Consider the following 22205-nt stretch of genomic DNA (forward strand, 5'->3'; position numbering starts at 1 on the left):
AATTTAGTAAAAATGTTACCGACATTGATCGAATAGTTTTTATTTGTGAGATTTGAAAAGGAAAAATATGTCTACTTTAAAAGAAATTGCAAATGAATGTGGCTTTTCAGTGGCAACAATCTCAAGAGTACTGAACAGGGATGAGACCCTGAATGTTCCTCAGAGCACCCGTGAGATTATTTTTGATACTGCGGAGAAGCTGAATTATAAGACAAAGTTTGAGAGAAAGCAGGGAAGCCTTCCTGTTGATGAGCTTCTTGATGTTAACAGACCGGTTCTGTCAGCCAAGAGGATAGGTATTATCGAGATGCACAGCACAACGGAGCTCCTTGATGATACATATTATCTTTATCTTAAGAGCAATGTGGAGAGAGTATGCCTTGAAAAGGGCATCGAGACCACAATGCTTCAGTTTGACAGCGAAGAAGAGTGCTACAGGATGGTTGGGAACAGCATCGATGGAATAATAGCAATTGGACCTTTTTCCAGACGACGGGTTGAGGCCATGGAGAGACTTACTTCAAGAATCGTATTCCTTGATTCAGCTCCGGATGCAATAAAATACTGCTCTGTTCAGCCTAACTATGAGACAGGAGTGGTACAGGGAATAGATTATCTTCTGGAGATGGGGCATAAGAAAATTGCCTTCGTAGGCCCTGTTGAAACCCGCAATTCAAAGGGGGATAAGGCTCCTGAGATGAGACGCAGGATTTTCAAGGATATGGCAAAAATCCATAAGGATGATCTTGAGCCTGTCTATATTGAGACTGACTCCACAGGAAGTAATGCAATTGAGAAGATTACGGAGTTTATTTCCGGTAATGATAAAAAGAATCTTCCGACTGCGTATTTTGCTTTTAATGAGACCACTGCCATCAATGTTATGAGAGGGCTTCAGAGTGCCGGCTTGTCTATACCTGATGACGCCAGTGTTCTTGGCTTTAACGACACGATCATAGCGACCTACACACAGCCTCAGCTGTCTGGTATTCATATTTACATAGATGAGATGGCGAAGGTTGCGGTTAATACCATGACACAGCTTTTCTTTGATGAAAATATGTTGCCTATAAGGGTACTTGTGCCCACAGGTCTTTCAAAGAGAGATAGTGTTAAAAAGATATAATTTGTCCATACGAAAAAGTACATAAATAATTAAGTAAATTTTCAGTAAAAACACCCCATTGTTAGTAAGTAAAAAATACAATAAAATTTTACTTACACTCATAAATATTTTCAAAAATTAGGGTTTGATTATTCAATAATTCATTTAGGGAGGATGGATATTTATGAAGAGAAGGGGTTTCTGTAAACGGGGAACTTGTGCGCTTCTATCCGCATCAGTTTCTGCAGTGACGCTGCTTGGTGGGCTGCCTTTTGAAGGAACAGCTATCACAACCAGAGCAGCTGAGTCTAAAGTCGATAAGACTGTCAAGATCAATACCAAAGATTTTTCAACCTTTAATGACACAGATGGTGACGGGCTTGGAGAGTTCCAGGGATTTGGAACTTCTCTTTGCTGGTGGGCTAATCGTATCGGTTACAGCGATGAGCTTACGCAGCAGGCTGCCACATATTTCTTCGATGAAAATGAAGGCCTTGGTCTTACCATCGGACGCTACAATGTGGGCGGCGGCGACAACACCTATGAGCTCCATGACAATGGCAAAAAGGTGGAGGTTCCGAGGAATAAGAAAGCAATAATAATGACCGCTGACAGAGCGGTAACTCCATACACCGGTTCAAATATGAACTGCAGCGAGATGGGAAAATTCGGCAATGCCAGATATCTTAAGGCAGATGCTGACTTTGGATTTGCAGCGGGAGATAAGGTTGGCAAATTAAATACTATCGGATGGATAAACGAACTTGATGATGTACCCGGAAGCGGTGGAAATCTTGTTTTCAATATGGATGCAGCTGCAACAGATGAGTACACGGTAAAAATGATATTTACACTTTCCGGTGAGAATAGCAGAGGCGTCGGACTTAAGGTTGACAGAGCTGCTGTCAGCACAGAGAGCGTAGAGGTTACTCCTGATATAAACGAAGCTGCAGCAGAGGACGCTGATGTGGCAGTTGTTACTCTTGGTGAGGAAGCTGACATAGCTACAGAGGATGCTATTACAGATGGCAACGCAGAGCCTGCAGATGTTACAACTCCGGAGGATAATAACGAACTTCAGGATGGCGATACTCCTGCAGTAGAAGATGAACAGCCCTCTCAGGAAGAAACTGAAACAGAGAATGAGCCTGAGGCTAATGAGGATGAGCAGGAAGCTCCCTCTGAAGCAGGGGTAGAGCCCGCTAAAAAAGCGTCGGCTCCTTCTTCAAGCGAGACTGTAACAGAGAAATATGAAGTTAGCGGCGCTGAAGTAAACAGCGACATTATCGCTGAAACAACAAACGATAAGCTCTACAGAGTTACATTTAAGAACGTAAAGCTCACTGAGGGCAGAAACGTACTTACAATCGGTGGCGTACACGACTGGACACTGGATTTTGTTAAGCTTCTTGTTGTGAAAAACGGTGACGAGGGAGTACTTCCCGAGGGTGCTGATGAATATACAGAAGACATTGATTATTCAAATGTTCCGAACACACCCTTTGCTCATCCGGCACACATCGTAAGATCCGATTCAGCAGTTCCTGGCTATTGCGTAGATGTAACTAAGATTACTGATGATACAGATCTTTCAGCCTTCGACAGATACGATACAAGCTGCGGTTTTGCATGGAACTATGACTGGGATGCAGATAAAAATCAGGTAAATGTTCTTGAGGCTGCCATAGCCAAGGCAGGCACTGATAACTTTATAGCTGAGGCATTTTCAAATTCACCTCCGTACTTCATGACAGTAAGCGGATGCTCCTCAGGAAACAACAGTGCAAGCAAGGATAACCTCAGAGAGGATTCTGTTGAAGCCTTTGCTACATACATGGCTGATGTGGTTGAACACTGGTACAAGGAAGGCATCATCTTCCAGAGTGCAACACCTATGAACGAGCCATACACAGATTACTGGGCAGCAAACAGCGATAAGCAGGAGGGCTGCCACTTTGATATTGGCGAGTCCCAGTCAAGAATCATCACAGCCTTTGCTAAGAAGCTCCAGGAAAAAGGGCTTGCAGATGTAATTCTTTCAGCATCAGATGAAACAAGCATCGATACAGCTATTACATCCTACAAGGCTCTTTCAGACGAGGCAAAGAATTATGTAACAAGAATTGATACCCACACCTACAGTGGAAGTAACCGCAAGGGTCTTAGAAAGCTTGCTGAAGAGAGTGGCGAGAACCTCTGGATGAGTGAAGTTGATGGCGCATTTACCGTGGCAGGCGCAGGAGAGATGTCAAGCGCACTCGGCTTTTCAGAAAGACTTATCACAGACTTGAACGGCCTTATGCCTTCAGCCTGGATAATCTGGGATATCATCGATACTCATATTTCAGATAAGGAAGACATTGCTGCAAATGAGACAGCATCAAAGTATAATGAAGCTTATAACAAGTATGACAATTCAGACAGCCTTGAGGAGTGGCTTAGCAATAACAACGAGAAGGAAGGCAAGAGCCTCTGGGGAGTTGCAATTGCAGATCACAGCAACCAGAAGGTAGTTCTTACAAAGAAGTACTATTCCTTCGGCCAGTACTCAAGATATATAAGACCCGGCTACACACTTATGGGTTCAGGAAATGACACAGTTGCAGCGTATGATCCTAAGGGAAGAAAGCTTGTAATCGTGGCAACAAATAAGAGCCGGAATGATGAGACATGGAAGTTTAACCTTGCAGGCTTCGTATCAACAGGCTCAGATGTAACAGCAATCAGAACAAGCGGTTCACTTGAAAACGGCGAGAACTGGGCAGATGTTTCAGATGCTGCAGATATCGTTGTGAATACTTCTGAAAAGTATATGACATCAACTGTAAAGGGTGATTCAATCACAACCTACATTATTGATCATGTTGTTTTCGATAAGGATATGGATGAAACAACACCTGATGCTAAGACCTTCACAGAGGACGAGATCGCAGCAAATGATTACATGCTTTATCTTGTAGACTGCGGAACAACAGATAATACAAGAGTTCCCTCAGGCTACAAGGCTGGTCTCTATCAGTCAGTTACAGACAAGGAGTATGGCGCTGATGAGGAGACAGGTCTTAAGTGGGGATATGCTGCTGACAATGAAAACAGCATGATGATCCAGACAGGTAATACAAACGGATCAATCACTGATACCTGCTATTACATGTCAGATAAGATCAATTTCGTAAAGGGTGTTTCAGGCTTTGCATATACCTTCGACCTTCCTGAGAGAAGCAGCAACGAGTATGAAGTATCAGTTGGCTTCAAGGTTCCTTCAGGATGGGGCTCCAAGAAGGTTGATATTGAGCTCGAAGGAAAGAACGTAGCAAAGCAGCTCAGCATAAGTGATAAATCAACTACTGAAAAAAACTACGACGTAACAGTTACTGATAATGAACTCAATCTTTTTGTACATAATCCTGAGGCAGGAAGCAGAGGTGAGGATCCTATCCTTAGCTACATCATAGTAAAGGCAAAGCGCTCCAAGGAGAGCTTTAAGACAACCTATACAAGCTTTACCGGAGTTGCCGGCGAACCTATCTACGACAATAACGGAGAGATGGTACAGGCTCACGGCGGACAGGTTCAGAAGTTTACTGTAAACGGTGAGACAAAGTATTACTGGTACGGCGAAGATAAGACCTACAACATGGATCCTGTGACAGGAGTACATGCTTATTCATCAACTGACCTTTATAACTGGACAGATGAGGGAGTTGTATTTAAGGCAATCCCTGTTTCTGAAAAGGATTATAGGAAGTTTACAAGTGCAGATTACACAGCAGATCTCAGCATTTTTGATACAGATGAGTACTTCAGCAGTCTCTATGGAGATTACAAGGGTGCACCTGCTGATGACACAAATGAGTACTCAAGTAAGTTCGAGGAAATCTACTGGAATATAGCAGATGACCGCACAGTTATGGAGAGACCTAAGGTCCTTTATAACGAAAAGACAGGAAAATATGTAATGTGGTGGCACTGTGACGGATTCATGCCTTCAACAAGAAATGGCGGAGACAGCTCACAGTACGGCAAGGCTATGGTAGGTATCGCAACTTCTGACAGCCCTGCAGGCCCCTTCAAATTTATAACAACAAGAAAGCTTTTAAGCGCTGATGATGCAGACCTTGGCTGGGATAAGGTTAAGGGCTCATCAAGAGATATGAACCTTTTCAAGGATGATAACGGAAAAGCTTATGTGATCTACTCATCAGACGGTAATGCAAACATGTATATAGCTGAGCTTGATGATACCTATACAGGCCTTGCAGCTGATACAGAAGGCGCAAAGTACGGTGAGAACTACAACATGATCTCTAAAAACATGAGAGAAGCGCCTGCAATGTTTAAGTATGAGGGAAGATATTATCTCATCACCTCAGGCTGCACAGGCTGGTCACCTAACCAGGCAAGCTATGCAGTGACAACTGATCTCATGAGTAAATGGACTGTTATGGGTGATCCCTGCACAGAGGATACCTCCAAAACAACCTATGATACACAGAGCACCTGCGTAATACCTGTTGATCCTGAAGCCGGAAAATTCATCTATATGGGGGACCGCTGGTTTGAGGATAGACTTAAGGATTCAAGATATGTATGGCTTCCTATTGAGTTTGGTTCTGAAGGAAAAATCGCTATAGGTAAATATTCCGATTGGAAGCTTGAAATGCTTGATGATATGGGAGGCTTTACCTTTAAGACTGACCTTCCTGAAAAGGCTTCATCAGTAGAGGATCTCAATAAGCTTCTTCCTTCTGAAATAAGTATTGTTAAAAAGAACGGAGGTGAAAGCACTGTTTCCGTAACCTGGAATACAGATAACGTTAAGGAAGCCGGAGAGTTTACAGTTGTTGGAACTACAGATAACGGTAAGAAGATAACCTATCAGGTAAGCATCATTCCTTCAAAGCTTGTATACTTCTTCGACTGCGCAGGCACAGAGGATGGTACTAAAGCAGACTTCTTTGAGCTTGCAAAGAGTGAGCCCGGAAATAAGCTTCGTAACAGCGTAGCAGATCAGGCTTATTCAGAAGAAAACAAGGCAGGCTATACAGGAACACTCATCGCTGATGACAGTGAGAAGGCTATAAATGATATCGGTATAAAGAATTCCGGAAACGGTGTGTTTGAGCATGGCTACTGGGCAGGAACAAATAAGAATATTGATTATTCATTTGAGCTTGAGGAAGGTGAATACACAGTTCTTACCGGTTATCAGGAGTGGTGGAACACTTCCAGAAGAACAAGAATTCGTGTAACTGATGAAGCGGGTGAGCTTGCAACAAAGGACTTCACACTTGCATCCAATGACAGCACCAGAGTAGAGAGTCTTTCATTTACAGTTACCAAGAAGGGTACAGTAACTGTAAGCATCAGCAAGAAGGCAAGCGCTGATCCTGTTCTTTCATTCATAGGTATCGTTAAGAATTCTGAAGATGTGATTGAGAATCCTTCAGATAATAAGGAAGATGAACCTAAAGTCGAAGAGCCAAATGAAAATGAGAATAAAGACCCTCAGACAGTTTCGGATGAAAAGGAAAACAGTAAGGTAGAGCCTTCAGCAGAGGATAAGGTAAATGCGCAGCCTGCAAAGGATGAAGGCTTAAGCGGAACACTCGAAAAGGTTACAAAGGGTAAGAAAAAGGGAGCTTACAGACTGAAGCTTTCTGATGGTTCCTATGCTAAGGGTTTTGTGAACAACAATGGCAAGAGATACTACTTTGGCAAGAAGGGTTATTCAAAGAAGGGCTTCCACAAAGTAAAGGGAGCAAAATATTACACCAATAAGAAGGGACTTGTAGCTACCGGATTCAAGAAGATTAAAGGAAATAAGTATTATTTCCATGAAAACGGAAAAATGGCAAAGGGAATCACCCAGATTGGTGATGACGTTTACTACTTCGGAAAAGACGGTGTCATGAGAACCGGAAAAATTAAGATCAAAGGAACTACTTATAACTTTGGTAAATCCGGAAAACTTAAGGAAGTACGCTAATCCTAGTAGGGAAGGAGAAGGTTATGTGGAAAGGTAAAAACAGATGGCTTGCTGTAGCTCTATCAGCAGCCATGACAGTTACGGCAGTACCTGTAGGGGGAATTCAGGTACATGCTGAAAATGATTCAGACACAGTTTTAAATACTCCTATTGAGGCAGCAGATGATTCTGCTGTCTCTAATGGAGATAGTAACGATAATGACAGCGAAGATATTGAAGAAGGTGATAAGCCTGACAGTAATGTGGAATCTGTAAAAACAGATAATGGCACAGAAAGTGATAATACTGAAGCTACCCAGGATAACGACAAGGCTGAGAAAAATGAGGAAGGAGAGGATGCTGCTCCCGAGGAAGAAGACCCCGGAGTTCCGGAAATAAGTGACAGCAATCTTGTTCTTCATTTTACCTTTGACAGCGATGAAAAGGGCTTTACCGGAAGAGGTGCTAAGGCTACATCTAACAGTGGATACCAGCTTGTTGACAACGGAGAAAATGAAGGTGTTGGCAAAAAAGCATTGAAGCTTGTTGAAGGCCAGTGGCTGGATGTAAAGAGCATTGATGGGGAGAAGAATGTTCTCTCAGGGCTTGAGACAGTAACAATAAACTTCTTTAGTAATGCACTTAAAGAAGGAACGAGCTGGGCATTTTTTGCAGCTCCAAATACAAATCAGCAGGCATGGCAGAGTGAAAAATATCTTGGAATAACAGATCCTCTGGAAAATAAGACTATATCTGTTGAAAGATATTACAGCAACAATCAGGGAAGACCTGCAGCTGCTTCAACCTCTAAGGTATCCGGAATGAAGATGGTGACTGTTGTAGCTGATAAAAACAGTACATCACTTTATATCGACGGAAAGCTTAAGAGCTGCGTTGATTCAACGGTTTCTCTTAAGGATATCTTTGGCGGCGACGACGGCATTCTTCAGATAGGTAAGGCAAACTGGGGCAGTGGAGAATACTCCCAGATGATCATGGATGATCTTGCTGTTTTCAACAGAGTTCTTTCTGAAAAGGAAATTACAGCTCTCTATGAAAGCAAGGATGTTGAGGCTGTAGAGTATAAAGAAAATGCTGAGACAGAAGAGGAAAAAGAGCCTGTAAAGGATCTTGGAATAAGAGTTACGGGAGTTGAAGCAAATTACAGCGAGAGCCTTGAAGTAACTCCCGGTGAGGATTATTCATTCGTTGAGAATACAGGAGCCAAGCTTACATTTAACAATGGCGACTCCAAGGAAGATGCAGTTATTGCCTGGTTTGACAAGGATGGAAACAGAGTAATAAATGCAAAGGATTTATCTGTTGGCACACATGAGCTTACAGGAAAGCTTACATACTTTGGAAGTCCTGTGGCAGAGCAGAAGGCTGATCCCTATGTTGTTTACAATGATGCAGATGGATATTATTACATGACATCTTCATGGCCTGCTTATGGCGATGAGAATCATGGCTACGACAGGGTTGCACTCAGAAGAAGTAAGACTCTTGCAGGTCTGGCTGAAGCAGAGGATGTAACTGTATGGAATGCGCATGAAAACGGAGAGCTGCAGTATCACATCTGGGCACCTGAGCTTCATAAGATTGGCAGTGACTGGTATGTATATTTTGCAGGAAGCTGCGATGGAAATAAGTGGAGCATCAGACCTTACGTACTTCACTGCACAGATTCCAATGATCTTCTTAATCCTGAAAAGTGGGAAGAGAAGGGAAGATTTGTAAACAAGGACGGAAATGAAAAGGGTGCCTTTGACGCATTTACACTTGATATGACAATGTTCACTTCAGGTGCTAAGAGCTACGTTATCTGGGCATATAAAAGCGGCGCGTCTGTTCTTAAGATGGCAGAGCTTAATACAGAGGAGCCCTGGAAGCTTGCATCAGATCCTGTCACTATTTCCGAGCCTATGTACTCTTGGGAGATGAATGGCAGTGAAAAAATAAACGAAGGCTCTGCGGTTCTTAAAAAGGATGGAAAGATTTATGTAGCATTTTCAGGTTCTACAACAGGCCCTGAGTATTGCATGGGACTTCTTACAGCAGATGAGAATTCTGATCTGATGGATCCTGATAGCTGGAAAAAGAGCAAATATGCAGCACTTAAAACTGAGGACCTTGTAGGTCAGTATGGACCCGGACATAACAGCTTTACTGTTGATAAGGACGGAAACATCATTGTTGTTTATCATGCGCGAGACGAAAAGTGCTACAAGGAACAGTGCGAGTGGCATGACAAGGATCCTCTCTATGATCCCTGCAGAAATGCACACATGGCTATCCTTAGGTTTGATGAAGACGGAAGACCTGTATTTACAAGTACTGAAGAGGTTGAGATGGAGGAGCTGTCTGATGAGCAGAAGACCTTTAAGATGACAGTTACGGTAGGCTCATCCAAGGATGCACTTGAGGCAGATGCAACGGCAATCACAATTCCCAATGCTGACGATATCAGAGGAAACATAACACTTCCTGACAAGGGTGAGAATGGATCAGAAATCACATGGAAATCTTCTGCACCTCAGATTGTATCCGATGAGGATAACGGAAACTTTAAGAAGGGTGTTGTAAACAGAACAGATAAGGATGAGAAAGTAACACTTACAGCAACTCTTACAATTGGATCAGAGACTGTAGAAAGAGACATCGAGCTTACAGTAAAGGCTAAGGCTGCAGAAAAGAACCTTACCCACTATCTGTTTGCATATTTCACAGGTGAAAACACAGCTAACGGAGAGCAGATATACTTTGCAGACAGTGAGGACGGTCTTAACTGGTCAGCACTTAACGTAGGTGATCCTGTAATCAAATCAACATTAGGTGAAAAGGGTCTTCGTGATCCCTTCATTATAAGATCACCTGAGGGTGATAAGTTCTATCTTATAGCTACAGACCTTAAGATCAACAATGGACGCGGCTGGGGACTTGCTCAGACTGATGGTTCCAAGAGTATCATGGTTTGGGAGTCTACAGACCTGGTGAACTGGGGCGAGCAGCGTATGGTAAAGGTTGCGGACGATGCAGCCGGCTGCACCTGGGCTCCGGAAGCTTTCTATGATGATGAGACAGGTGAATACATAGTATTCTGGGCATCAATGATAGATAACTATCATAAGGTATGGTATGCAACCACAAGAGATTTCTATACCTTCTCAGAACCTAAGGTATGGATTCACTTAAAGAATAAAAACGGTGAAAATATCAGTGTTATCGACACATCTGTAATAGCTGTGGATAATGCAGACGGAACAAAGACCTATTATCGTATCTCAAAAGATGAAGCTGGTTCACATGCTGCAGTAGCAGAGGGTGATCCTGATAGCGGTAAGTTTGAAATTCTGGAAACTGCATCATCACTTACAGGTGAGTGGACACGTATTCCTTCAAGCTTCCTCAACGAGAATCAGTGGGTTGAAGGCGGAACAATTTTCAAGTTCAACAATGAAAACAAGTGGTGCATGCTCCTTGATAACTTTAGCGGCGGTGGATATTATCCCTGCCTGACCACAGATATTGGAAGCGGAAACTTCAAGAGACTTGAGTCAGGAGAGTACTCATTCCCGTCCACAATGAGACACGGAACAGTAATCGGAATAACCGATGAAGAGTATAAGGCCATTGAGAAAAAATGGGCTTATGATGACAGCGACATAACCTATCCCACATCTCTTGCAGAAGCTGCAATCGCTCATTTTACATTCGATGATGAGGAAACAGGCTTTGCAGGAAACGGTGCAGTAGCAACTCCCGGTGAGAGCGGATATGATGTGGCTGATCGAGATGGCAATAAGGCAATTAAGCTCGATAGAAAATCAAAGCAGTACCTTACTCTTACAAACGAGGATGGCTCTTCACTTCTTTCAGGGCTTGATGAACTGACTGTAAACTACTGGAGTAATACTGAGGTTAAAAATGAAACCCAGTGGCTGTTCTATGCAGCAGGAAGCTCAGATACTCCGCAGAATAACAACGAGCATTACCTTGGAATCATTGATCCTTTAACAAATGATAAGCTCCTTCATGTTGAGAGATACGACAATCATGGTTCAAGAAGTACCAACAATGCTGCAGATATCACCAGATACAGCAACAAGTGGAAGATGGTAACAGTTGTATTCATGAAGGATATGACCAAGCTCTATGTAAACGGCAAGCTTGTAAGCGCAGTTAACAGTGATGTTGTTATTTCAGATATCCTTGGTGAAAACGGAATTACTCAGATAGGTAAAGCTAACTGGGGAGGCGGTGAATACACAACAGCCATGATAGATGAGTACAGCATTTTTGACAGACCCATTAACAGTGCAGAGGTTATGAAGCTCTACAATGGAGAAGTCGATTTTGATAAGACTCCAGCTAATACCGACCCCGAGCCTCAGCCTGAACCTGCTCCTCAGCCCGGAGATACACCGGAAGAAAAGCCTGAGGAGGAGTCTAACGTTAAACCTGAGGATAAGCCCGCAAACCAGGAGACTCAGCCTGAAAGCAAGCCTGAGACTGTTTCAGCAGATGATAAGTCAGAACAGACAACTGTAAAGGAAGATTCAACAGTTGTAACCGGTAAGGTTAGCAAGATCAAAAAGGGCAAGAACAAAGGTAAGTATAAGCTTGTTCTTGATGATGGAAGTACAGTTAAGGGACTTGTTAAGTTAAATGGAAAGCTCTACTACTTCAACAGCAAGGGCATTGCCAAGAAGGGCTTCCACAAGGTTGATGGTAAGAAATACTATACCAATGCCAAGGGAAAGGTCCTCACAGGTCTTAAGATGATCAAAGGAAAGCTTTTCTATTTTGATAAGTCAGGAGTAATGCAGACAGGAAAGGTTAAGATCGGAAAGCTTGTTTATCACTTTGGTAAGAACGGAAAGCTTAAGAAGATCAGCTTGGGAAAAAAGAAATAATCTATACAAAAATACCCTGCAGCTTTATTAAAGGCTGCAGGGCTTTTTTAATCATTCTCAGAAATAAAACTCTCTAATTTTTCGACAAACATCTGACCCATTTCACTTAAGGATACTCCCTTTCTTGTGATGTAACCAAAGGTAAGGGTTTCGTCCTCTTTTAGCTTGATATGCGTAAGATCAGAGGAATTAAGGCTGTCGCCAAGCATCGCTGCACCGACAGCATAGCCGTTAAGACCAAGCATAAGCTCTATGGAAGTAGCACGTTCGTTGGTGCTTATAACCTTTTTGTAATCATAGGTTGCAAGAGCTTCCTCTCTGTAATAGAAGGAGGTATTATCACCCTGGTCAAAAACCATGCAGGGATAGTCCTGCAGATCCTCAAGGGAAAGCTCCTCCCTGTCAGCAAGAGGGTGGTCCTTTCTTAAATAGACGTAGGTGTTTCTGGTGAAAAGCTCATGGAATTCAAGGGAAGCATCTGCGAATATCTTTTTAAAGGTATTCTTATTGAAATCACTAAGGGCAATAACACCAATTTCACTCTTTAAGGTCTTTACGTCTTCAATAACTTCGCTTGTCTGAGTTTCCTTGATTGAAAACTGATATTCATCATAATCATATTCCTTTACGGTATCGATAAAGGCATTAACTGCGATGGTGTAGTGCTGCATTGAAACTGAAAAGGTGGGCTTTACGCTTCCCTTATTAAGATATTTTTCTTCCACCTTTGCAAACTGCTCAACAGCATTCCTTGCGTAAGCTATAAATGATGCACCGGCTGAGGTTGTAACAACACCATTGTGTACTCGTTCAAAAATCTGGATTCCGAGCTCCTTTTCCAAATCTCGCACTGCACTGGAAAGACCGGGCTGAGATACGTATAGTATGTCAGCGGCCTTTCTTATGGAACACTCCTCGTCGATTGCTATAACATATTTAAGTTGTAATATTGTCATGGTTTGATACCTCATTATTTTATTTACCTACTAATATACCATATAAATAGTATATTAGTTTCATGTTTTCTGACATGAGGGAAATTTTTATAAAATAATTAGCACTCACTTGACAAGAGTGCTAACAAGTGTTATAACAGTTATAGAACAAGGGAACAGAAATAAAGGGAGCAATAATAATTGTAAAGTCTCCGGTTCCGATGCTCGAAGAAAATAAAAGTCATATATATAGGAGGTAATTATTATGTTGATGCCTAGTATTTTTGATGAGAAGTTATTTGATAACTGGTTTGATTTCCCGATGTTTAACGACTTCGATAACACCGAGAGGAAGCTCTACGGAAGACATCCTGAGAGACTGATGAAGACTGATGTTCATGAGTCTGAGGATCACTATGAAGTTGACATAGATCTTCCGGGATTTAAGAAGGAAGAGATTACCCTTGAGCTTGATAACGGATACCTTACAGTAGGCGCTGCTAAGGGCCTTGATAAGGATGAGACAGACAGTAAGGGTAAGCTCATCAGACAGGAGCGCTACAGCGGATCAATGCAGAGAAGCTTCTATGTAGGTGAGAATCTTACAGAAGAAGATATCAAGGCAAGCTTCAAGGATGGCGTACTTAGTCTCAATGTTCCTAAGAAGGAGCAGGCTAAGGTTCCTGAGAAGAAGATGATAATGATAGAAGGCTGATTAGAAGTAAGAAGCAGATAGTCAAGATAATTCCACCTAAAAACTCTTAAATATGTTGCTTTAAACGGCTCGGTGCAAAGATTACACCGGGCCGTTTCTTTGCTGTAGCTATAAGAAAGACTTTTAGCTATATACCAATAATTCGTATATTAAGGTAATAAAAAATAATGTATAATAATTAAGTTGAATAAAATGTTTTTTTAAGCGAGGAGGATATGTATGAAGAAAAAGTTTGGCATTAGGGAAGTTGTAGCAGTGGGCATAGGAACCGCTCTTTTTGTGGCTCTTACGTCTGTTCAGGTTCCGCTGGTTGTTATCCCTAATACGGATCTTCAGCCCAGAATGGCTGTTATGGCTTTCTTTGCTACGGTTTTTGGACCTATAGTTGGGGGAATTATAGGGTTACTTGGACATGCGCTCGGAGATGCTATCTTTTGGGGCTCTGTATGGTGGAGCTGGGTTATCCCGGATGGAATTGTAGGTGCGATCATCGGTATATTTGCTAAGCAGTATGCTGTTAAGGATGGTGGCTTTACAAAAAAGAGCTCTATATCTATTTTTAACGGTGTTCAGATTGCTGCAAATGCAATTGCATGGATTGCTGTTGCACCTGCACTTGATATTTTGATCTATGCTGAACCTGTAAATAAAGTCTTCACACAGGGTGCGTTTGCTTTCCTTGGAAATATAATCATTATCGGTATCCTTGGAACTCTTATTATTGCCGGCTATTCCAAGATTGCAGAGAAATCAAATAATCTGTCAGTGGAGGAATAATCATTAAGTGAGAGAGCCTATAATTGAGTTTAAGGATTTTTCATTTAAATACAGATCTCAGAAGGAGCCAACTCTTAAGAATATTAACCTGAAGATTTATCCCGGTGAAAAGATCCTGATCGCAGGACGGTCAGGCTGCGGAAAATCTACGCTGGCTCACTGCCTGAATGCACTGATCCCGGGATCCATCCAGGGTGATATCAGCGGTAATCTCCGAGTTTGCGGTAACGATCCCGGCAAGCTCGGAGTTTTTGGAATGTCCAAAATCGTAGGAACTGTGCTTCAGGATACGGATGGTCAGTTTATAGCTCTCACTGTTGCTGAGGATTTGGCGTTTGCCCTTGAAAATGAGAACACACCTCAGGACGAACTTTTTGAAAAGGTAGGAGATGTGGCTAAAAAGCTTGATATTTCCGATCTTTTAGAGTGTGCTCCGGGTGAACTCTCCGGAGGCCAGAAGCAGAGAGTATCTCTCGGTGGAGTAATGGTCTGCGATGTCAAAATTCTTCTTTTTGACGAGCCCTTGGCAAATCTGGATCCTGCCACCGGAAAGAGAACCATAGAGCTTATGGATGATCTGTGTAAAAACGACGACATGACCGTTGTGATAGTGGAGCACAGAATAGAGGATGTTCTTCACAGAGATATCGACAGAGTAGTTGTTCTTAGTGAAGGTGAGATTGTAGCGGACATGACTCCCGATGAGCTTTTGTGCTCTGACGTTCTTTCGACCCACGGTATACGTGAGCCTCTCTATATTACTGCGCTTAAGGCTGCGGGGGCTGACATTACCCCGGATACTCATCCGCAACATATAGAATCGATGCTAATCGATCCCTATAAAGAAAATGTAATACAATGGTTTCATAAGACAGAGAGACAAAAGAGCGAAACCTGCGATGATACGATCTTAGAAATTGAGAACCTCTGCTTTAGCTATGACGGAATTAACAAGACGGTAGACAATGCCAGCTTCAAGGTAAAACGCGGTGAGCTCTTTGCTCTTGTGGGTAAAAACGGTGCAGGAAAATCCACCCTGTCATCACTTATCTGCGGTTTTAATAAACCAAACACCGGCAGGATTTTACTTGAAGGAGCGGATATAGCAGAACTTTCCATAAAGGAGAGAGGCGAGAGAATAGGCTATGTAATGCAGAACCCAAATCAGATGATCAGTAAGACCATGATATCTGAGGAGGTAGGGCTTGGACTTTTTGTAAAGGGAGTTCCCCAGGATGAAATAACAAGGAGAGTCAATGAGACCCTTAAGATATGTGGTCTGTATCCCTATAGAAACTGGCCGATATCAGCCCTTTCCTTTGGCCAGAAAAAGAGGGTGACCATTGCGTCAATTCTTGTCATGAAGCCGGAGATCCTTATTCTTGATGAGCCTACGGCAGGTCAGGACTATGCCCATTACACGGATATCATGGAATTTATTCTGAAGATTAAAAAGGCTCTCGGAATAACTATCATGATGATAACCCACGATATGCACCTTATGCTTGAATACACAGACAGATGCATAGCTATGGCTGATGGTCAGTTGATAATGGATGCCAAGCCCTTTGACGTACTTACAGATGAGGCAATCTGTGACAGGGCGTATCTTAAAAAAACGTCCCTGTATGAGCTCTCATTAAAATGCGGTATAGATGACCCTTCTGAATTCACGGCAAGATTTATCGATGATGAGAGGCGAAGAAGGAAGGAGGCGTGTGATGAACAGAATGATATCCTATGAAAACAAGGATACTCCTATTCATAAGCTCAGCGGCTTTACAAAGCTGGTGTTCTTCCTCCTCTGGTGTATTACAAGTGCCATAACCTTCGATACCAGAGTACTTGTTGTGATGATCATTATGGGCGCTATGATATACATCATATCCGGCACAAAATGGGAGCAGGTTTCCGGAGTATTTGCCATTATCATGTTTTTTATGGTGCTTAACATTCTGGGGATTTTCTTTTTCTCGCCCTATGAGGGCTGCAAGATATACGGAAGCCGTACGGACCTTTTGCATCTGTTTGGTAATTACACCATAACCTCAGAGCAGCTGTTTTATGAATTTAATGTACTTATTAAGTATTTTACGGTGATTCCGTCCATATTTATTTTTCTTACGACTACTGATCCAAGTGAGCTTGCTGCATCACTAAACAGGATAGGAATCCCATACACTGCTGCTTATTCTCTGGAGATAACACTTCGCTATATTCCGGATGTCCAGGATGAATTCAGAAGGATAAAGAACGCTCAGGAGGCCAGAGGAATAGAGATGAGCTCCAAGGGGAGCCTGTTATACAGGATAAAGAACACGGCAGTGATAATATTCCCGCTTCTTTTTTCATCAATGGACCGAATAGAGGTGGTAAGTAATGCCATGGAGCTTAGAGGCTTTGGGAAAAAGAAGAAGAGAAGCTGGTATTCACAAAAGAAGCTGACCGCGATGGACTTTGCAACCCTTGCATTTATTATCCTTTTTAGTATAGGTTCATTAGTGCTTACCTTTGCTGATGGAAGCAGATTTTATAATCCTTTTATATGATTATAAGGCTTAATTAATAATGCACCGACATATATAGTGTTAGAATAATTTTATACTATATATGGTCGGTGATTTTTTATGGCAAAACGGTCAATACTACAAAAAGTACGAATAGTATTTATAGCGCTTAGCGTATTATGTCTGATAGTTGCCATATTGTTTCTTAGACAGTTTGTAACTACAGATGATACCAGCTCGATGACTGGACCTGTTTACAAGGGAAAGGTCCAGTATCGGGTTCTTTTGATTGCTTCTTATAATTCCCAGTATTATACGTTTACACCTCAGATTGAGGGACTAAGAGAAAGTTTTGATCCAAACGGCATCGATCTTGATGTCGTGTGTATGGATGCCAAAAAACACAGCTCCGCAAAGGATATAGAGATATTCCATGATTTCTTTGTCCAGAGAGTTAATCTGGATAAGGATTATGACGGAGTAATGCTTGCAGATGATGAGGCGGTTAAATTCGCCATGCAATATAAGGATGAACTGTTTTCAGATATTCCGATCGTATTCTACGGAGTCAATAATCTGACAACTGCTCAGATGGCGGTAGAACGCTATGGAATGAACGGATATTACGAAAATGATTATCTTATTGATACCATAAAGCTTGCCATGAAGCTTATGCCTGATCGTAAGAAGTATTATGGAATACATGACAATTCTCCGGCAGGAATTGCGGATATGGTTCAATTTAACAGGCTAAAGCGGAATAGTACAAATGACTATGAGTTCCATGAGATAAACGTTGCAGACATGCAATTTGAAAAGTTTGAAAAGAAACTGCAGGAGATTCCTAAGGATGCAGTTGTGATTTACATGACCTGCTTTACAGACAGGGATAACAATGTTCATTCAACCAATGAGATGACAAATATTATCGTCAGTAACACTAATGTTCCTGTTTTAAGAAACTATCTAAGTGGGAATATTGACGGTATTCTCGCTAGCTTTGGACTTGATTTTACTTTTCTGTGCAAGACGGCGGCAAATGATATGATCAATCTACTTAATGGAAAGCCCATTGGACATGAAAAGCTTATTGTTGATTCTAATAATAATAATGCCGAGTTTGACTATAGTCTTTTGAATAAATACGGAATAGACGAAAAGGATCTTCCTGAGAATGCGGTTATTTTCAATAAGCCGCTGACCTTCATTGACATGTACGGGAACATTTTCCCTACAATGGGTATGATTTTCCTGTCAATGGTATTCCTTCTTGGGGCTGTATACATAACGGTGCTGTTAGGTAAACTGTCTAATCAGGAGCTCATGGAATCAAAGACAGAGCTTGAAAAATCTCAGGAGAAATTAAGGTATCAGGCAGAGCATGATGATTTCCTGGATATTTTGAACAGGCGAACTGCAGTTGACTATCTGCGCGATAATCTGACGATTAAGAATGTCTATTCAATACTTATGATAGATATTGATAACTTCAAGGATGTCAATGAAACCTATGGTCATCAGATAGCGGATGAGATACTTAAGTATCTGTCCGTTACGCTTGAACGCATATCCGCGCAAAGAGACTGGATGATAGCAAGATACGGCGGAGATGAATTCCTTATCATGGTTCCCAAGGAACAGCTTGAGGAGGATTCTGCCACTATCAATGAAATACTTGAGCTCTTCAGAACGCCCATACCTGTAGGAGATGAGACTATAATCATGTCCTGTAGTGTAGGTATTTCCGTATCTGACGGTGCGACTCTGCCGGATCAGCATATTATCAATTCCGAGATAGCCATGTATGAGGCTAAGCTTCGCGGAAGGAACAAGGCCTTTAAGTATTCGGATGAGATAAAGAAGAAGGTTCGCGAAGAGAATAAGATTAAGGCTAAGATTCTTGAGGCCTTTGATAATGACGGCTTCTTTATGCTGTACCAGCCTCAGATTGATGTTAAGACCAAGGAGGTTACAGGCTTCGAAGCTCTTGTAAGAATGAAAGCCGAGGGTCTTTATCCCAATGTATTTATTCCTATAATTGAATCAAGCGGATGGATAGGAAGACTTGGAAGGGTTACCACAGAGCTTGTTATAAAGCAGCTGGCAGCCTGGAGAGATATGGGCTATACGCTTAAGCCTGTTTCCATTAACTATTCAAGTAATCAGCTTGGTGATACAGGATATGTAGACTTTGTTAAGGAGCTGCTTTCGCGTTATAATATTTCAGGAGAGTACGTTGAGATAGAGATAACGGAAGGACTGTTCCTGGAGAGAACAGAGCAGGCAGAGAGACTGTTTACCCAGTTTAAGGAGCTTGGAATTAAGCTACTTATGGATGACTTCGGAACAGGATATTCCTCACTCGGTTATCTGACGTACATTCCTGTGGATTTCGTCAAGGTAGATAAATCCTTCGTGGACAGCTATCTTGTTGATGGAAAAGAAGCATTCATGCAGGACGTAATCAGACTTGTGCATGACATAGATAAGCAGGTTATCATAGAAGGCGTAGAGGAAAAATGGCAGTTTGAAAAGCTGAGGACCTACGGCGCCGATAAGATACAGGGCTATTATTTCAGCAAGCCTGTTAAGCCTGAGGAAGCGATAGTATTTGATGCCAGTGATAAATAATGGGGATTTACTGGTTTGAGAAATATTGAAAAATTTTGTAGGGGACAATGTTGTGGAAAATAGTAAAAGCTTTGAAGAGTTTAGAAAGAAACTTTTCAGAATAGTATCCGTAGGATATCTGGGGGATTTACCGAGTATAGCTTATGACGTGATTGGAACAGCAGCTCTGATACTTAATCTGGCAGCTGCGTTCCTTTCCACGTTTGCGGAACTGAACGCCTCTTATGGAGCGCTTTTTAGCGAGATTGAGAGATGGACAGTTCTTTTCTTTGCAATCGATTACTTCCTTCGTGCCTTTTGCGCGAAGTGTCTTTTTCCAAATAAATCTGAAATGGAAGCGATCATAGCATATATCTTTTCGCTTTCGGCGATCATTGATCTTCTGAGTTTTATACCATATTATCTTCCCTTTGTATTCCCGACAGGGGCAGCAGCCTTCAGAATGTTCAGGGTTGCAAGGATATTCAGACTTTTCAGGATTAACGCCTACTATGACTCTCTTAACGTAATTACTGAGGTTATTAAAAATAAGGCCCAGCAGCTCTTATCTTCGGTATTTATCATTGCCGTAATGATGCTTGCGTCAAGTCTTTGTATGTATTCACTTGAGCATGACGCACAGCCTGAGGTGTTTAAAAATGCCTTCTCGGGAATATGGTGGTCGGCATCGACACTTCTTACTGTTGGCTACGGAGATATTTATCCGGTTACTGTTTTAGGAAAAGCTTTAGGAATTTTGATCGCATTTTTAGGCGTAGGAATCGTCGCTATCCCTACTGGTATTATTTCCGCAGGATTCGTTGAACAGTACACGAAGCTTAAGCGGATGGGAGATTACGCAAAGTCCATAGACATGCATTTTATAAAGGTTATTCTGAGCACCAGGGATAAGTGGGTTGATAAAAAGATAAGGGATATCGATATTCCTCACGGAGCCCTTATTGCGATGATACAAAGGCGAGGAGAGGTCATCATTCCCAACGGGAATATCGTGCTTGAAGCTGGAGATAAGGTTGTTATAGGTGCCCAGGCTATACAGAATGACACTCCTTTGAATCTGAAGGAGGTAACCCTTGGAGATACGCACCCGTGGGTTGATCATTTTATTAAGGATCTTGATTTTCCAAGGCAGACACAGCTCTTATCTATTAAGAGAGGCTCAAGGACAGTTATCCCTAAGGGCGGGGTGAAGCTTCAGAGAGGCGACACCATAGTAGTTATTTCAAAGGTCCACCTCCCCGATGAGGATGAGATTACAGTATAAAAATAGCAGGCATTCACTTAATGAAAAGTGTTTGCCTGCTGTTTGCTTTTAAGGTTATTCAACACCGCGAAGGGCAGCAGCCGGTACATATTTTTGAACGGTCTTAAGAAAAAGCTGCATATCTTCCTTAGATGGAGATGTGAGAGTTTTGTCAGGAACAGTATCCCTGTCTGTAAACTGCTGAAGGTAATATGCTTTTGCACCCTCGATCCATTTACCTATTTCCTCAAAATCAGAAACGTTGTGATGCTCGTGGATCACGGTGGTTCTGAATTCGTAGTCTATTCCTGAGTTCATTATGAGGTCTATTGATTCCTTGATGGTATTTACATCTACTGTCGGAAGTCCGCTTGTAAGTGGATACTTTGCCGGCGAGTTTTTTATATCCATGGCAATATAGTCGATCAGGTTTTCGGATAAAAGGCTTTTTACCACATGCGGGTGATTGCCGTTTGTATCAAGCTTAACAAGGTAGCCCATGCCCTTAATCTCTGATATGAGAGAGGGGAGCTCCGTGTAGATGCAGGGCTCGCCGCCTGTTACGACTACTCCGTCGAGAAGCCCTTTTCGCTTTTGTAAAAATGAAAAGAGCTCCTTATCATCCATGATTGGAGCCATACTACCGTCTACAATTTCAAAATTATGACAATATGAACAGCGAAAATCGCAACCGCCTAAAAAGACGGTTGCGGCAACTTTTGACGGATAGTCCAATAATGTCATTTTTTGTAAGCCATGTATTTTCATGATGCCTGATTAAGCTCTTTCTTTGTTACGTCCGGAAAAAGGTTTGCCTTGTAAAGTGCCGGACGAAGTGCGTTATAAAGTACAACTGCAAGAAGTGAATTGATCACTGCATTTATTATTGTAGCATAAGTTGTAACTGCAACAAGAGCACCGATTGCTGCTTCAGCTTTTTCTGCATTGGGAGTAAGGATTGTGTACCATACATATTTAAGTGAGGGCTCGAATACGCAATTAAATGCAAGTCCTGCAATAGCAGCGATTATGGACCATTTTAAAATATAGGTCTTCTTGTGATCCTCAGATATCTTAGCAATCTTGTGTGCTACGAGACCAACAACGAGACCGATTACAAGCTTGCAGATAAAGGTTCTGGGAGCGGAGGCAGCGTAGCCGGAGATGATATCAGCAAGGGATAAGCCGATGGCTCCGGCAAGTCCGCCGTACAGTCCTCCTAACAATAAAGCGCCGAGTACTACAAATGCATTTCCGAGGTGAACCTTAGTACCTGAGGCATTTATAGCGGGAAATACAGCATAGCCTACATAGCAAAGCGCAGCCATGAGACCTGCGTATGATATTTTTGTGATCTGATCGTTTTTCATAATGTCCTCCATCCTTCGTTAACTTTTTCATTATTTTC

The 22205-nt window shown here is 42.1% G+C and carries 12 protein-coding genes; 9 read left to right on the plus strand and 3 right to left on the minus strand.

The genetic code is table 11. The annotated features are described in order from the left end of the window. Window positions 1-67 precede the first annotated feature (67 nt). The 3 genes from G601_RS0114350 to G601_RS25210 all read left to right on the plus strand — a co-directional run bounded on the left by G601_RS0114350 (window position 68) and on the right by G601_RS25210 (window position 11989). A complete protein-coding gene (locus tag G601_RS0114350) occupies window positions 68-1126 on the plus strand; it encodes a LacI family DNA-binding transcriptional regulator (protein WP_026665776.1) in 1059 nt (352 codons plus the stop codon). 163 nt (window positions 1127-1289) lie between these two features. Continuing rightward, complete coding sequence (locus tag G601_RS25205; protein WP_051205876.1) at window positions 1290-7094, plus strand: glycoside hydrolase; 5805 nt, start codon at window positions 1290-1292, stop codon at window positions 7092-7094. A gap of 23 nt (window positions 7095-7117) precedes the next feature. Beyond that, window positions 7118-11989: a family 43 glycosylhydrolase gene (locus G601_RS25210; protein WP_051205878.1), complete on the plus strand. Its 4872-nt coding sequence runs from the start codon at window positions 7118-7120 to the stop codon at window positions 11987-11989. A 47-nt stretch (window positions 11990-12036) separates the two neighbouring features. Here G601_RS25210 and G601_RS0114365 read toward each other — a convergent pair whose 3' ends face one another. Beyond that, window positions 12037-12945: a LysR family transcriptional regulator gene (locus G601_RS0114365; RefSeq protein ID WP_026665777.1), complete on the minus strand. Its 909-nt coding sequence runs from the start codon at window positions 12943-12945 to the stop codon at window positions 12037-12039. A gap of 244 nt (window positions 12946-13189) precedes the next feature. On the opposite strand from G601_RS0114365, the gene G601_RS0114370 reads away from it, so the two are divergent. From G601_RS0114370 to G601_RS23465, 6 genes are all read left to right on the plus strand, one after another. Beyond that, on the plus strand, window positions 13190-13639 hold the full coding sequence (locus G601_RS0114370; protein WP_026493721.1) for an Hsp20/alpha crystallin family protein: 450 nt from the start codon (window positions 13190-13192) through the stop codon (window positions 13637-13639). Between the two features lie 219 nt (window positions 13640-13858). Beyond that, window positions 13859-14416, plus strand: coding sequence for an ECF-type riboflavin transporter substrate-binding protein (locus tag G601_RS0114375; protein ID WP_026665778.1), 558 nt, complete (start codon window positions 13859-13861; stop codon window positions 14414-14416). A 7-nt stretch (window positions 14417-14423) separates the two neighbouring features. Continuing rightward, window positions 14424-16160 (plus strand): ABC transporter ATP-binding protein, encoded by a 1737-nt coding sequence (locus G601_RS0114380; protein ID WP_026665779.1) that lies wholly within the window; start codon window positions 14424-14426, stop codon window positions 16158-16160. Then, window positions 16138-16965 (plus strand): energy-coupling factor transporter transmembrane component T family protein, encoded by an 828-nt coding sequence (locus G601_RS0114385; RefSeq protein WP_026492672.1) that lies wholly within the window; start codon window positions 16138-16140, stop codon window positions 16963-16965. Before G601_RS0114380 ends, G601_RS0114385 begins: the two co-directional genes overlap by 23 nt. Before the next feature lie 78 nt (window positions 16966-17043). Beyond that, entirely contained in the window at window positions 17044-19554 is a 2511-nt protein-coding gene (locus G601_RS25215; RefSeq protein ID WP_081673540.1) for an EAL domain-containing protein, read from the plus strand. Between the two features lie 52 nt (window positions 19555-19606). Next, complete coding sequence (locus G601_RS23465; RefSeq protein WP_026492670.1) at window positions 19607-20818, plus strand: ion transporter; 1212 nt, start codon at window positions 19607-19609, stop codon at window positions 20816-20818. Between the two features lie 54 nt (window positions 20819-20872). On the opposite strand, the gene G601_RS0114400 is transcribed toward G601_RS23465, so the two are convergent. Together G601_RS0114400 and G601_RS0114405 are read right to left on the minus strand one after the other, a co-directional pair. Continuing rightward, window positions 20873-21565 (minus strand): anaerobic ribonucleoside-triphosphate reductase activating protein, encoded by a 693-nt coding sequence (locus G601_RS0114400; protein ID WP_026665780.1) that lies wholly within the window; start codon window positions 21563-21565, stop codon window positions 20873-20875. Then, on the minus strand, window positions 21562-22167 hold the full coding sequence (locus G601_RS0114405) for an ECF transporter S component (RefSeq protein ID WP_051201036.1): 606 nt from the start codon (window positions 22165-22167) through the stop codon (window positions 21562-21564). Before G601_RS0114405 ends, G601_RS0114400 begins: the two co-directional genes overlap by 4 nt. Window positions 22168-22205 lie beyond the last annotated feature (38 nt).

The organism is Butyrivibrio sp. FC2001, assembly GCF_000424125.1.
Lineage (GTDB): Bacteria > Bacillota > Clostridia > Lachnospirales > Lachnospiraceae > Butyrivibrio.